18 protein-coding genes are annotated in these 13,137 nt (G+C 63.8%); 15 read left to right on the forward strand and 3 right to left on the reverse strand.

Annotation, left to right across the window (positions count from 1 at the left end):
• The 7 genes from Q0O40_RS06530 to Q0O40_RS06560 form a co-directional block, all read left to right on the forward strand.
• Positions 1-503, forward strand: a 503-nt coding sequence (locus Q0O40_RS06530) for a NifU family protein (RefSeq protein ID WP_295527715.1), incomplete at its 5' end; no start/stop codon positions are given.
• An 85-nt stretch (positions 504-588) separates the two neighbouring features.
• The gene (locus Q0O40_RS06535) at positions 589-1,194 is read left to right on the forward strand and encodes a malonic semialdehyde reductase (protein ID WP_295527717.1); all 606 of its coding nucleotides are present in this window, start codon (positions 589-591) and stop codon (positions 1,192-1,194) included.
• Between the two features lie 12 nt (positions 1,195-1,206).
• The gene (gene tsaB / locus Q0O40_RS06540; protein WP_295527719.1) at positions 1,207-1,842 is read left to right on the forward strand and encodes a tRNA (adenosine(37)-N6)-threonylcarbamoyltransferase complex dimerization subunit type 1 TsaB; all 636 of its coding nucleotides are present in this window, start codon (positions 1,207-1,209) and stop codon (positions 1,840-1,842) included.
• A complete protein-coding gene (locus tag Q0O40_RS06545) occupies positions 1,839-2,321 on the forward strand; it encodes a GNAT family N-acetyltransferase (protein ID WP_295527721.1) in 483 nt (160 codons plus the stop codon). Before tsaB ends, Q0O40_RS06545 begins: the two co-directional genes overlap by 4 nt.
• Positions 2,322-2,509: 188 nt before the next feature.
• On the forward strand, positions 2,510-2,953 hold the full coding sequence (locus Q0O40_RS06550; protein WP_295527723.1) for a MucR family transcriptional regulator: 444 nt from the start codon (positions 2,510-2,512) through the stop codon (positions 2,951-2,953).
• Between the two features lie 228 nt (positions 2,954-3,181).
• Positions 3,182-3,604 (forward strand): Fur family transcriptional regulator, encoded by a 423-nt coding sequence (locus Q0O40_RS06555; RefSeq protein WP_295527725.1) that lies wholly within the window; start codon positions 3,182-3,184, stop codon positions 3,602-3,604.
• A 46-nt stretch (positions 3,605-3,650) separates the two neighbouring features.
• Positions 3,651-4,451 carry a 1-acyl-sn-glycerol-3-phosphate acyltransferase gene (locus tag Q0O40_RS06560; RefSeq protein WP_295527786.1) on the forward strand — a complete coding sequence of 267 codons (801 nt, stop codon included), beginning with the start codon at positions 3,651-3,653 and terminating at the stop codon, positions 4,449-4,451.
• Positions 4,452-4,532: 81 nt separating this feature from the next.
• On the opposite strand, the gene Q0O40_RS06565 is transcribed toward Q0O40_RS06560, so the two are convergent.
• On the reverse strand, positions 4,533-4,838 hold the full coding sequence (locus Q0O40_RS06565; RefSeq protein ID WP_295527727.1) for a type II toxin-antitoxin system RelE/ParE family toxin: 306 nt from the start codon (positions 4,836-4,838) through the stop codon (positions 4,533-4,535).
• Positions 4,838-5,095, reverse strand: coding sequence for a CopG family transcriptional regulator (locus Q0O40_RS06570; RefSeq protein ID WP_295527729.1), 258 nt, complete (start codon positions 5,093-5,095; stop codon positions 4,838-4,840). Before Q0O40_RS06570 ends, Q0O40_RS06565 begins: the two co-directional genes overlap by 1 nt.
• 149 nt (positions 5,096-5,244) lie before the next feature.
• On the opposite strand from Q0O40_RS06570, the gene miaB reads away from it, so the two are divergent.
• Positions 5,245-6,591, forward strand: a complete 1,347-nt coding sequence (miaB, locus tag Q0O40_RS06575) for a tRNA (N6-isopentenyl adenosine(37)-C2)-methylthiotransferase MiaB (RefSeq protein ID WP_295527732.1) — start codon at positions 5,245-5,247, stop codon at positions 6,589-6,591.
• A gap of 27 nt (positions 6,592-6,618) precedes the next feature.
• On the opposite strand, the gene Q0O40_RS06580 is transcribed toward miaB, so the two are convergent.
• Positions 6,619-6,858 carry a hypothetical protein gene (locus tag Q0O40_RS06580; RefSeq protein WP_295527735.1) on the reverse strand — a complete coding sequence of 80 codons (240 nt, stop codon included), beginning with the start codon at positions 6,856-6,858 and terminating at the stop codon, positions 6,619-6,621.
• Positions 6,859-7,096: 238 nt separating this feature from the next.
• Between Q0O40_RS06580 and Q0O40_RS06585 the strand changes: the two genes are divergently transcribed.
• The 7 genes from Q0O40_RS06585 to Q0O40_RS06615 all read left to right on the forward strand — a co-directional run bounded on the left by Q0O40_RS06585 (position 7,097) and on the right by Q0O40_RS06615 (position 12,955).
• Entirely contained in the window at positions 7,097-8,182 is a 1,086-nt protein-coding gene (locus Q0O40_RS06585) for a PhoH family protein (protein WP_295527737.1), read from the forward strand.
• 6 nt (positions 8,183-8,188) lie between these two features.
• Complete coding sequence (gene ybeY / locus Q0O40_RS06590; protein WP_295527740.1) at positions 8,189-8,692, forward strand: rRNA maturation RNase YbeY; 504 nt, start codon at positions 8,189-8,191, stop codon at positions 8,690-8,692.
• Between the two features lie 17 nt (positions 8,693-8,709).
• Positions 8,710-9,648 carry a hemolysin family protein gene (locus Q0O40_RS06595; protein WP_295527743.1) on the forward strand — a complete coding sequence of 313 codons (939 nt, stop codon included), beginning with the start codon at positions 8,710-8,712 and terminating at the stop codon, positions 9,646-9,648.
• Between the two features lie 23 nt (positions 9,649-9,671).
• Positions 9,672-10,553, forward strand: a complete 882-nt coding sequence (locus tag Q0O40_RS06600) for a LysR substrate-binding domain-containing protein (protein WP_295527745.1) — start codon at positions 9,672-9,674, stop codon at positions 10,551-10,553.
• Positions 10,554-10,591: 38 nt separating this feature from the next.
• Positions 10,592-10,984, forward strand: a complete 393-nt coding sequence (locus tag Q0O40_RS06605) for a hypothetical protein (RefSeq protein WP_295527746.1) — start codon at positions 10,592-10,594, stop codon at positions 10,982-10,984.
• 166 nt (positions 10,985-11,150) lie between these two features.
• Positions 11,151-12,017: a tetratricopeptide repeat protein gene (locus Q0O40_RS06610; protein ID WP_295527749.1), complete on the forward strand. Its 867-nt coding sequence runs from the start codon at positions 11,151-11,153 to the stop codon at positions 12,015-12,017.
• Complete coding sequence (locus tag Q0O40_RS06615) at positions 11,981-12,955, forward strand: hypothetical protein (RefSeq protein WP_295527751.1); 975 nt, start codon at positions 11,981-11,983, stop codon at positions 12,953-12,955. Before Q0O40_RS06610 ends, Q0O40_RS06615 begins: the two co-directional genes overlap by 37 nt.
• The last annotated feature ends 182 nt before the right edge of the window (positions 12,956-13,137 follow it).

Genomic DNA, 13,137 nt, shown 5'->3' on the forward strand with positions numbered 1-13,137 from the left:
GTACGCGCGAATTCACCTCGATCGAACAAGCCGCAGCATCGCCTTTGGCTGAGGCGATGTTTGGTCTGGGCGATGTGACCGGGGTTTTTTACGGGCGTGACTTCATCTCCGTGACCATCGCGCCGGGGGCGCAATGGAGCGACAACAAGCCGCAAGTGCTGTCGTTGTTGCTCGATCATTTCACAGCGCAGGCACCGCTCTTTATCGCACAAAGCGCAGACTTTGCGGTTCCCGCCGAAGACGATGACGCGATGATCGGCGATGATCCCGCCGATGCGGACATTGTCGACCAGATCAAAGACTTGATCGAAACCCGGGTGCGGCCTGCAGTGGCCAATGATGGCGGCGACATCATCTATCGCGGTTTTCGTGAAGGGGTGGTTTATCTGAAGATGCAGGGCGCTTGCTCCGGTTGCCCCTCGTCCACCGCCACGCTGAAACAAGGCATCGAATCGCTGCTGCGCCACTATGTGCCGGAAGTGCAGGAAGTGCGCGCGGCCTGATACGCCGCCTGATTCGCCGCATGGTCCGCCACCGGGCTCAATCGCAAATGCGGCCTGCCCGTGCTTGAAAGAAGGCAAATCCATCGTGCCCCAGCCTGAAAATGCCCTGCCGCTCGATGATGCCGCGCTCGATCGGATATTCCGCACCGCGCGCAGCTATAATGGTTATCTCGATCAGCCGGTCAGCGAAGCCCAACTCCACGCGATCTGGGATCTGATGAAGATGGGGCCGACTTCGGCCAACCAGATGCCGGCGCGGCTGATTTGGTGCGTTTCGGCAGAGGCGAAAGAAAAGCTCGCCGTTTGCAGCAGCAGCACCAATGCCGACAAGATCCGGAACGCCCCGGTCAGCGTCGTCATCGGCATGGATCTTGATTTCCATGAGCAACTGCCGTGGCTCTTTCCGCATGCCGATGCGCGGGCGTGGTTCGCAAACGAAGCGCTGCGGGAAACCTCGGCGATGCGCAATTCGGCGCTGCAAGGTGCCTATTTCATCATCGCCGCGCGCGCACTCGGGCTGGATACCGGGCCGATGTCGGGCTTTGACAATGCCGCCGTCGATGCCGCATTCTTCGGCGATACGCCGCGTGTGAAATCAAACTTCATTGCCACGCTTGGGTATGGCGACCCGGCAACGATTTTCGGGCGCAGCCCCCGCCCTGATTTCGCCACCTTCAATACGTTGGCCTGAAGCGCCTTCATCGTGCGCTTGCTGGTCATAGACTGCGCCACCGAGGCCTGTTCGGTGGCGCTGTTTGACGGTGGACTGCTGATCGGCGGCACGTTTGCGATGCTCGGGCGGGGGCATGCCGAACGCTTGATCCCGATGATCGAAGCGCTACCCGGCCATGGTCGCTCGCGGCGGATCGCAGTAGATGCAGGGCCAGGAAGCTTTACCGGCATCCGCGTTGGCTTGGCCGCTGCGCGCGCGCTGGCGCTGGCATGGGACGCGGCGGTCGAAGGATATTCAAGCCTCGCACTGGTTGCGGCGATGGCACGCGCGCAGCATCCGGGCCAGGCGATCGATGCGGTGATGACCGGCGGCCACGGCGAATGGTTTTTTCAGGCGTTCGATGCGGATGGAGCGGCCTTGGCCCCTTCGGCCTCGTGTTCCCCCGAGGCGGCGGCGGCGATGTCGCGGGCACCGGTCGTCGCCGGGAGCCAGGCTGCGGCGCTTGCTGCGCTGCGCGGTGGCGGCGTTGAGCCACTCCCGCTCTGGCCCGATGCACGCGCGCTGGGCGCGCTCCCGGCCGCCGCGCTGCTCCCTGATCCGATTGCCGCCTATGGCCGCGCACCCGATGCGCAAGTGCCGCGCACCAGCGCCTCCTGCAATCAATGACGGGTGTCCCGCCTGAAATGCAGGACGATCTCGACCGGATCATGAGGGTGATGGAGTGCGCTTTCTTGCCGCACTACGGCGAGGCTTGGAACCGCCGCCAAGTTTCGGACTCGCTTGTTCTGACCAGCAGTCGCTATTGTCTGATTACCCCCGATGGTTTGTTTCGCCCGGCTGACGGCGAGGTAACGGCGGGCTTTACTCTTTCGCGCGGTTTGTTCGACGAAGAAGAACTCCTGCTGTTTGCGATTGCGCCGGCCTATCGCGGGCAAGGTCTCGGCCGCAAGCTGCTATGCCACTGTATAGAGCAAGCACGCGCGCGCGGCGTTCGAAGAATGTTTCTCGAGATGCGCAAGGACAATCCTGCGGGTGCGCTTTACGCCTCGCTAGGTTTTCGGATCGTGGGGGTCCGTCCGCAATACTACCGATTGTCGGGCGGTGAGCGGCTTGACGCGATTAGTCAGGAACTTGTGCTCGTTTGATGAACGATGAATTTTAAAGGTGCGATAATTTGGTTAAAATTTGTAAATTCGCCAACTTTATGCACAACTCTCGGTTGTTTTCAGGATTTTTGGGCTTATGAATAAGGTTCACGCCTCAATGCAAACATTGTCCCGTTGGATAGTTTGCAAGCCAGAGATGTGGTTCAACAAAAGAAGGTCGGTTCGCAATGAGTGAGATTGAAAACGATATGCGGGAGACGCTGATCACGCTGGCAGCAGACATTGTTGCTGCGCATGTCAGCAACAACAGCGTGGCAGTCAGTGATTTGCCAGTGCTCATTTCCAACGTATACGGCGCGCTTGCCGGATTGAGCCCGGGCCAGCCGGTTGCCGAACCGTTGCCTGAGCCTGCAGTCTCGGTCCGTTCTTCGATCAAGAACGACCATATCGTCTGCCTTGAAGATGGCAAAAAGCTCAAGATGCTGAAGCGTCACCTGATGACTCGGTATAACATGACGCCGGATCAGTATCGTACGCGCTGGAATCTTCCTTCCGACTATCCCATGGTTGCGCCGGCCTATGCCGAAAAGCGCCGTGAGCTCGCCAAGAAGATCGGCCTTGGTCGCAAGCCCGCCCCGAAGCGCGGCCGCCCGGCTAAAACTGCCGCGTGATGCGCGTCTGAGGACGAGAGGAAAACGGCCCGGCCAGCACGCCGGGCCGTTTTCGTATCGGTTGGCGCGCCGACGTGTGCCGCGCTTGGCAAACATCGCCCCGACATTCGTTGCTCAAACCGTTTTGCACAAGTCGTTTCGGCCAAATCCTTCCGGCAAGATCGTTCCGGTTGAAGATTTGGCGCAGTGGCTTATGATCGCGCATTCCATTGTTGAGAGTGGCAGGCGGTGCAGCAACCCATCGATATCGAGGCGCTTTGCGCCGAGCGCGGCCTGAGAATCACCGATCAACGGCGCGTGATCGCGCGGGTGCTCTCAGAAAGCGATGACCATCCTGATGTCGAAAAGCTGCACGAGCGCGCCGCCGCGCGTGATCCGCGCATTTCGATCGCGACGGTTTACCGGACTGTGCGCCTGTTTGAAGAGGCGGGCATTCTTGATCGCCACGATTTCGGCGATGGCCGCGCGCGCTATGAGGCTACGCCCGAGGCGCATCACGACCACCTGATCGATGTCGAAACCGGCAAGGTCATTGAATTTGTCGATCCCGAACTGGAAGCTTTGCAGCGGCAGATTGCCGAACGGCTTGGCTATCGGCTCGTCGATCACCGGATGGAGCTTTATGGCGTCAAGCTTGATCGCAAGGCGTAATGCCCGCCGCAAGGTAGGGCCGGAACGCGGTGCTCCGATCTCGTGGATGGGATGGAGCCGCATCTTTCTGCGCCTGCTTTGCCTCGCGCTTTCGCTGCTGGTGTGCGTGCCATTGCATCTGGCCTATCGCAAGATCCACTATGGCTCGCCCTTCCCGCGCCTGTTCCTCCTGCTGGCGGCGCGATCGGTCGGCGCGCGCGTGCGCGTCCACGGCGTGCCGCTGCGGCGCGATGTGTTCTATATCTCCAACCATCTGGGTTGGGTCGATATCCTCGCGCTGGGCGGCGCGAGCGGCACTGCGTTTGTTTCGGCCGCTGAGATTGGCGAGGCACCAATCGTGGGCTGGCTGGCGCGGATGAACCGAACCGTATTCATTACCCGCGAAGACCGCATGGGCGTCGCCGACCAGATCAACCGGCTGCGCGAAGCCTTGGCAGACAACTGGTCGATCACCGTTTTTCCTGAGGGCACCTGCACCGACGGCCAATCGCTGCTGCCCTTCAAAACGCCCATCCTGCGCGTGCTCGAACCGCCGCCGCCGGGCGTGCTGGTGCAGCCGGTGGTGCTTGATTATGGACGCGTGGCCGAATGGATCGGCTGGATCGGCACCGAATCAGGCATGGACAACGGCAAGCGTGTGCTCGCGCGGCGCGGCTCGTTCCGGCTGGAGGTGCATTTCCTCGAACCGTTCGATCCGCGCGACTTTCTGGGCCGCAAAGCCATCGCCGCCGAAGCGCGCAGCCGGATCGAGCCCGCCATCGAAGCCGCGCTGGGCAAGCCGCTGCGCCCCTTCGGCCACGACGCCGGCTCGGTACGCTATGTGGCGAAGACCGCGGATGCGGCCTGAGCAGGGACGAAGCTAGTCAGGCCGAGTGCTGGATAAACCAGCGTCACGTGCTGGTCAGATGAAAAGGGAGCACTTTTCGGACTAGCTCTCTCTCGGCCAGTCTCCCTCCGGCCAGTCGCGGGCGGTGTGGATGACCCGCAAGATCGAGACGGCTTGGTCGGCGTCGGTCATGGCATAAGCGATGATGTAAGGCAGGCGGCGCACGGACTTTTCGTAAATGCCTGCTACGCGGCCAGGGCGGCCAGTGGCGAAGGTGCCCAGCGCGTTGCCTGCTTCGCGAATAGCGGCCGCGACGCGCTGCGCTGAGTCCAGATTATTTCGTGCGATATGTTCTGCCTGAGCAATGATGTCTGCAAGCGCAGACCGGGTCCATTCGACCCGGCGCATTATCCTTGCGCAGTTGCGATGCGCGCAATCGCGGCGTCCAGTTCAGCCATTGCGGCATCATGCGGCAACACGCGCCCCGCCGCGACATCGGCAAGACCTTGCTCAATCCCCTCGATGATGGATAGCTCGCGCTCGACATAAGCGGCGACCGCCTCGGCGGCGAGGTAGGAGCGGCTGCGGCGGGTGCTGGCGGCGATGCGCGAGAGCCGTTCGTGAACTTCGAGCGGCAAGCGCATGGTCATCGTGGTGGTGGTCATATTGAATCCTGTACTTCTTTGTACACAAGCTAACACGATTGATCCAGCCGTGAAAGCGAGCTTGCCCGGCGCTGCTCTTGCAAGGCCTTGCGCCAAAAGGATGCGGGCCCCTTCATTCCCCCACGATTCTGGCGTATGAGGCGCGGCTTATGGCCGCATCCCCTCCCCCCCGCACCTTCCATGTCAAAAGCTTTGGCTGCCAGATGAACGTCTATGACGGCGAGCGCATGGCCGAACTGTTGACCGCGCGCGGGATGACGGCCGCGAGCGAACGCGCCGAGGCCGATCTGGTGGTGCTGAACACGTGCCATATCCGCGAGCGGGCGACCGAGAAGGTTTATTCCGACATCGGCCGGATCGTGAAAGAAGGACAGCGGAAAGACGGCGCCGCGCCGGTGATCGCCGTGGCGGGCTGCGTGGCGCAGGCCGAGGGCGCCGAGATCATGGCGCGCGCGCCCTCGGTGCGCGTGGTGGTTGGCCCGCAATCCTATCACCGCTTGCCCGAAATGGTGGCGCAGGCCGCCGCCGGGGGCCGCGCGATGGAAACCGACATGCCCGCCGAGGCCAAGTTTGCCGCGCTGCCCGGGCGGCGCAAGGTGGGGGCTTCGGCGTTCCTGACGGTGCAGGAAGGCTGCGACAAGTTCTGCACGTATTGTGTGGTGCCATATACGCGCGGGGCCGAGCTATCGCGGCCCTATGCCGATCTGGTGAGAGAGGCACACCAACTGGTCGAAGGCGGTGCGTGCGAGATCACCTTGTTGGGGCAGAACGTTAATGCCTGGCACGGCGAAAACGGCCGGGGCCGCCCGGCAGGGCTGGCGGCGTTGATGGACGAACTGGCCTTGATCCCGGAGCTGGCGCGGATCCGCTATACCACCAGCCACCCCGCCGACATGGATGAGGCGCTGATCGCCGCACATGGAAGCAACCGCAAGCTGATGCCGTTTTTCCATCTTCCGGTGCAATCGGGCAGCGACCGTGTGCTCAAGGCGATGAACCGCAGCCACACTGTGGAAAGCTATCTGCGGCTGCTGGAGCGGGTGCGTGCGGTGCGTCCTGATATTGCGCTATCGGGCGATTTCATTGTCGGTTTTCCCGGCGAAACCGAGGCCGAATTTGAGGACACACTGCGCCTGATCGAAGCAGTCGGCTATGCGCAGGCATTCAGCTTCATGTATTCCGCGCGGCCCGGAACCCCGGCGGCGGCGATGGACGGACAAGTGCCCGCAGCGGTGATGGAAGAGCGCCTGCAACGGCTGCAAGCCGCGCTTCAGCGCAGCAGCCTGGCGTTCAATCAGGCCAGCATCGGCAAGCGGTGCACCGTCCTGGTCGAGCGCAAGGGCCGCCGTGACGGGCAGTGGCTGGGCAAATCGCCCTGGCTGCAGTCGGTCCATTTTTCCGGCGAGGCGGCACTCGGCGAGTTGGTCGAGGTCGATCTGATCGACGCGGGGCCAAACTCGCTATCGGGCCAGTTGGCGACGCAGCAGATCACCTAAGACCAACAGCGCCGTGCCGACGGCGCATCACAAATGGCGGCGATGCCACTGACGGCGAAGCCGCTGCAGATCGCGGCGGTCCTCGCGTAGTTCGCGCAGCGCAAGGCGCTCCTGGCGGACATTGCCGGTGCGCCGGGCATATTGAAGGCGGGCCAGATCCTGCCGGATTTCGGCGCGTTCGCGGTGAATGGCATAAGGACGTGCCTGCGCCATTGCGGGCATCAGGGTTGCGGCAGCAAGTGTGGCGATCAAAATCAGCTTTCGCATAAGTCTGCTCCTTCGAAGGGCGATTCGCAGGCCCTGAGCCAAGAACTACGATCTCAACGCTGAATAGTTTGCGAACCGCAGCTTCATCGCCATGCAAGCGTTGTCGCAAGGCGTTACACTTGCGCGGCTGCGCCACACAGCGCCGCAAATCGTCATGCCATGCACGATTTGCGGGTCATCTGTCTTGCGCCTGTCGCATCGCGGCCTAATCTGGCGCAGTTAAATCTGAAAGGAGCGCATGGCCCGCAAATTTACCCGCTCGCACGACGAGACATCACGCGAATCTGGCCGAAATGGTGGCCGCGAATCTGGCCGCGCGAAGGGCAAGGAGCGCACCGAGCAGCGGCCGGATATCCAGCGCCGCGCACGGATCGATGTGGAGTTTGACGAGCAAACGGTGCTGGGTGCGCTGTTTGGCCAGTTTGACACCAATCTGGTGCTGATCGAAAACCGTCTGGGCGTGTATATCTCGGCGCGCGGCAACCGCGCCATGATCGAAGGCCCCGATGATGCGGTGGCGCGCGCGCGCGATGTTCTGAAAGGCATGCACCAGCGGCTGCTGGCGGGCCATGAGATCGATGCCGGCGCGATCGAGGCGTTGATCGTGATGTCGAACGAACCGACGCTTGAAGGGATCATCACCGGCGCACCCCAAGGCGCGCCGCCGATCATGATCCGCACCCGCAAGAAAACCATCGTCCCCCGTTCGGCCACGCAGATCGAATATATGCGCGCGCTGATCCGCGATGATCTGATTTTCGCGCTCGGCCCAGCGGGCACGGGCAAGACCTATCTCGCAGTCGCACAGGCGGTCGCGCAACTGATCAACGGCAGCGTGCAACGGCTAATCCTGTCGCGCCCGGCGGTGGAAGCGGGCGAACGGCTGGGTTTCCTGCCCGGCGACATGAAGGAGAAGGTCGATCCTTATCTGCGCCCGCTCTACGATGCGCTCTATGATTGCATGCCGCCCGAACAGGTGGAGCGGCGGCTGGCCTCGGGCGAGATCGAGATCGCGCCAATCGCGTTCATGCGCGGGCGCACCTTGGCCGACGCGTTCGTGATCCTCGATGAAGCGCAGAATACCACGCCGGGGCAGATGAAGATGTTCCTCACCCGCTTTGGCCAGAACAGCCGGATGGTGGTGTGCGGCGATCCCCGGCAGGTCGATCTGCCCGGCGGCCCCGCCGCCAGCGGCCTGGCCGATGCAGTCACCCGGCTGGAAGGGGTGGCGGGCATCGGCACGGTGCGCTTCACCGTGGCCGACGTGGTGCGCCATCCGATCGTCGGGCGGATCGTCGAGGCTTATGAAGGCAACGAACCGTGAGCATCCATGACCGCCCCCACGTTTGATCTCGATATCGATCCGGTGTGGGGCGATGCCACCGATTGGGAGGCGCTGACTCACCGCGCCGCCGAGGCCGCCGGGCAGGTTGCGCCAGAGCTGGCGCACGAACACCTGCTCGCTAGCTTGGTCATGGCCGATGATGACGAGGTGCAAGCGCTGAACCGGCAATGGCGCGCCAAGGATCAGCCGACCAATGTTCTGTCGTTTCCGATGCTGGGCCGCGCCGAGGTGCTCGCCGCGGCGGCCAACCCGGATGCGCCGGGCATGCTCGGCGATCTGATCCTGGCGCATGGGGTCTGCGCGCGCGAGGCGGAGGCCAAGGGCATCCCGATCGCCGCGCATACCGCGCATCTGGTGATCCACGGCCTGCTCCATCTGGCAGGATACGATCACGAAACCGGCGATGCCCAAGCCGCCGAAATGGAGGCGCTTGAAACGAAGGCGCTTGCGTTAATGGGGCTCCCCGACCCATATGCGGATTTTGAATAGCAAAGGAGCAATGCACAGTGCCTGAGCCAGGCGGCTCCGGCGGCGAAAGCCGTACGGGCGAAAGCGACAGTAGAAGCGCCCTATGGCGCACGATCAGGACATTCTTTCGCGGTCCTGACCATGATCAATCGCTGCGTGCGGCGATTGAAGAAGCGATCGAGGAGCATGAAGGCGAGCCGGGCAACCACTCCGGGGCCAATGGCGATCTGATGCCGATCGAGCGTCAGATGCTCAAGAATCTGCTCCATTTCAGCGAGCACGACGCCGACGACATTGCCATCCCGCGCGGCGAGATCGTGGCGGTGCCTGCCGCCGCGACGTTCGAGGAGCTGGTCGGCGCGTTTGCCCAGCATGGCCACAGCCGCTTGCCCGTCTTTGCCGATTCGCTGGATGAAGTAGTCGGCATGATTCACATCAAGGACCTGTTTCCGATCGTGGCGGGCATGGCGCTGGCTGGAAAGACCGCGCCCAAAGACTGGTCCGGCTTGATGCGCCAACCGCTTTTCGTGCCGCAGGCGCGCAGCGCGCTCGATGTGCTGGCCGATATGCGCGCCAGCCGCACCCATCTGGCGGTGGTCATCGACGAATATTCGGGCACCGACGGGATCATCACGATCGAGGATCTGGTCGAGGAAATCGTCGGCGAGATCGAGGATGAACACGACGACGCGCCCGAGGCGATGCTGCGGCAGACCGATGCGCGGACCTGGGAAGCCGATGCCCGCGCCGAACTCGACGATGTCGGCGAGACAATCGACCCTCGGCTCGCGCTGATCGAGGAAGATGTCGACACACTGGGCGGACTTGCGGTCGTGCTCGCTGGCGAGGTGCCCCCGGTTGGCCGCATTCTTGACCACGAGAGCGGCTGGCGCATCGAAGTCGTGGCCGGCGATGAACGGCGGCTCACGCGTTTGCGCCTTCACGCCCCGCATGCTGCTGATAGATTGGAAGGGTAGCCCCTACCCATGATGCTAAACCCATGATCCGCAGGCTCCCCCCCCTCCGTTCGCTCGAAGCCTTCATCCGCGTGGTGCGCTCAGGCTCGGCCAAGACCGCAGCTGCCGAGCTGGCGCTGAGTCCTTCCGCGCTCTCGCGGCGGCTGGCTGCGCTTGAAGATTTCATGAGCAAGCCGATGTTCGAGCGCAAACACCAGCTGCTCAAACTGACCGAGGACGGGCAGGCGCTTTATGACACGGTCTCGCCGCTGATCGACGAAATGGCGGACCGCATCGACCGCCTGATCGATACCAGCAAAGTCATGCGGCTGCGTCTGGGCGTGCTGCCGCTGTTCGGCAGCCAGCGACTGTTCCCCCGGCTGGGCGAACTGCGCCGTCTGCATCCGCAATTGCACATCGACATCGATTCTTCCGCCGCCGCCGAGACCAAGCTGGGCGATACGATCGACGCTGCGATCATCCTGTCCGAAGGCCCCGACGCCGCGCTTCATTCGGTGCGGCTGGATCACAACCGGGTTCATGCGATCACGTCCAAGGAATTGGCCGCAGATCTGGGCGAACGGCCCGATCTGGCGCTGCTCAACAAGCAGACGTTTCTTATCCATAACGATCTGCCGATGAGCTTTGAGGCATGGAAGCGCACGCTGCACCTTGAGGCGCTGCAGCCCGCCGCGATCGACCATTTCGATTCGGGCCAGTTGCTTCTCGAAGCCGCCGCGCAAGGGCTGGGCATCGCGATCATGCACGACGATCATTTCATCCGCAGCCACGATTCGCGGCTTGCGCGGGTGTTCAATGTCGATGTCGACAGCCCTTACAGTTACTGGTTCGTTTGCCGCCCTCGCGCGCTGCAATCGCGACCGGTGCGCCTGTTCCACGATTGGATGATAAAGGCGGGCTTGTGAGCGGGACACTGAGCAGGCCTCCCAGCGGGGCAGCCGCCATGCGCGATGCGCTCGCGGTCAAGATCCATTGCCCGATCGCGCCCGCCACGCTGGCCGCACTGCTTGCAGGAGACGCTGCCGCGCTTGGCGCAGACCCTTCTGCCGCTGCTCTGATGAACTTGCTGCGCGCAGGCACTCCGCTTGGCGATTTCGGACTCTATCACGGCGTGGTCGAAATCGCGCCGGGCTGGGAACACTTCACTCCTGCCCCCGGGGCCAACCCGACTTTGGGAACCGCAGACACCGTCAGCCTCTCCCCCACTGTCATCCTCACCACGTATGCCTCCGCCGATGCGGATATCGACAGTGCGCTGACCGCGCTGATGGCGGCGCACCCATGGGAGGTGCCAGTGATCGAAGTGCAGCACACCCGGCTGCTGGTGCGCGGCTAACGCTGCCCCATTCGGCACCTGCGCTAGTGCAGCCCCAGACTTCGTGATATCTTAAGGGCAAATGTGGAGGGACTCAGCGATGCGCGTTCTTTGGCTGGCAGCATTATCCGGTTTGGTTTTGGCAGGGGCAGCGCATGCTTCCGGCGGCGGCGGGGGAGGCGGCAGCATGCCGCAATCGCCGAGCACAAGCGCGCCGCAATACGATCCAGCGGCCGAATACCGCGCCGGGGTGGCCGCGCTCGAAGCCAAGGATTACAAGAAAGCCAAAACCTCGTTCGACCATGTGCTTTCGGTCACAGCCATTGATGCCAATGTGCATTATCTGGCGGGCATGTCGCGCACTGGCCTTGGCGACCTTAAAGGCGCGCGCAAATTCTACGCGAGGGCGGCCAAGCTCGACAGCACGATGATCGCCGCCTGGCGCGATCTGGGGCTGACTGATGCAGGCCTTGGCAACGCCGCCAAAGCGCAAGAAACATTGGCCGCGATCCGCGGCCAGCGCACCACTTGCGCTGAAACCTGCGCGAACGCCGCCGATCTCAAAGCAGCGGATGAAGCCGTGGCTGCGGCAATCGCCAGCATCCCGGTTCCGCCCGCCAAGGATGCCAAGCCGATGAGCATGGCTGTCCCGCCCGCCAGCTTGCTGTTTGCCTCGGCTAGCTTTGGCGATGGTCAGTATCTCGCCGCTGTCGCGCTGATCAACGAGCGGCGCTATGAAGACGCGATCGCCGCGCTCAAGTCGGCGCAGCGGGTATTCGGCGCGCATCCCGATATCCTCACCTATCTGGGTTTTTCCAACCGCAAGCTGGGCCGCTACGAGGCGGCTGAAAGCTATTACCGCGCGGCGCTTGCGGCGGCCCCCGGTCACCGCGGCGCGACCGAGTATTTCGGCGAGCTGATGGTCGAGCGCCGCGATATGAAAGGCGCGCAGCGGATGCTTGCGGCGCTCGATGCGCAGTGCCGGTTTGGCTGCACCGAGGCGGAGGAGCTACGCGGATGGATCGCCGCTGGGCATTCGCCGCACTCGCTTTAAGCACGGCATCCGCAGCGGCGGCCCCGGTCGCCGCGCCGCTGCTGCGCGAAATACGCTGGATCGCGGCAGATACCCCGCGCGCCGAGCTGGTCCGTGTGCTGACCGCCCAGCCCGCCGAATGCCTCGCGCCGCCAGCGGATGCGGCGAGCGCTGATCAAGTTGCGGTCGGCCGCGCGATGTTTGCCGCCCCGCTGCTGCTTGGCGGGCAAGCCGCGCGCGCGGGTCTTTCGTGCGCGGCCTGCCATGTCAGCGGGCGAGGGAACCCGCATTTCGTCTTCCCCGGCGTTTCGGGCGCGCCCGGCACTGCCGATGTCACCAGTTCGCTGTTCAGCACCAGGCGCGGCGACGGGATCGCCAACCCTCGGCCCATCCCCGATCTGGCCGCCGACCCGCCCAAAATCAGCCGCGATCCTGCCAGCCCTGCGCTGCGCACCTTCATCCGGGGGCTGATCGTGGAGGAATTCGACGGTCTCGAACCGCCCCCGCGCATCCTCGATGGCCTGGCGGCCTATGTCCGCGCGCTGCGCAGCGATTGCAGTGCCCTCGCCCAGCGCACGTCAGAGGGCGAACTGGGCGACGCCGCAGCCGCGGTGTTGGCTGCGCGCACCGCGCTCGGCGAGGGTGACGCCGCTGCGGCGCGCTTGCTGCTCAGCGCGGCGCGATCCGCGCTCGGGCGGATCGACGAACGTTTTGCAGGCCGCCCCGCCATCGCGCGCCTGCTCGCGCGCCGCGATGGCGAGCTTCGGCGCCTGCAGGCAGACTTAGCAGGCGGCAAGTCGGCAAGCGCGGCGCTGACTCGCTGGACCAAAGACACAACCCGCGACGCCGCCGCGCTGCGCGCCGCCGAGCCGGGCTCGCTCTACGCGCCAGCATCGCTCGAACGCGCGTTGGTGGCAGCGGGCGGCGAGGCTGCGGCAAACGAGCCGAGCACCGGCTGATGACGGGGCTATAGCCAAGGCGATCCACACTAGTTAACCCCTGACCTAGCAGTGGGGAAATGCTGGCCCGATGAGCGATGGCAACATCTTGACCAAGACGGGTGGCGCTGGCCTTGCCACCCGCCCCATCGAACCCCATGCGGGCGAAAGCACCGACGATCACACCTGCGAAAGTTGGTGCC

This window comes from Novosphingobium sp. Chol11 (genome assembly GCF_945870625.1).
Taxonomy (GTDB): Bacteria; Pseudomonadota; Alphaproteobacteria; order Sphingomonadales; family Sphingomonadaceae; genus Novosphingobium.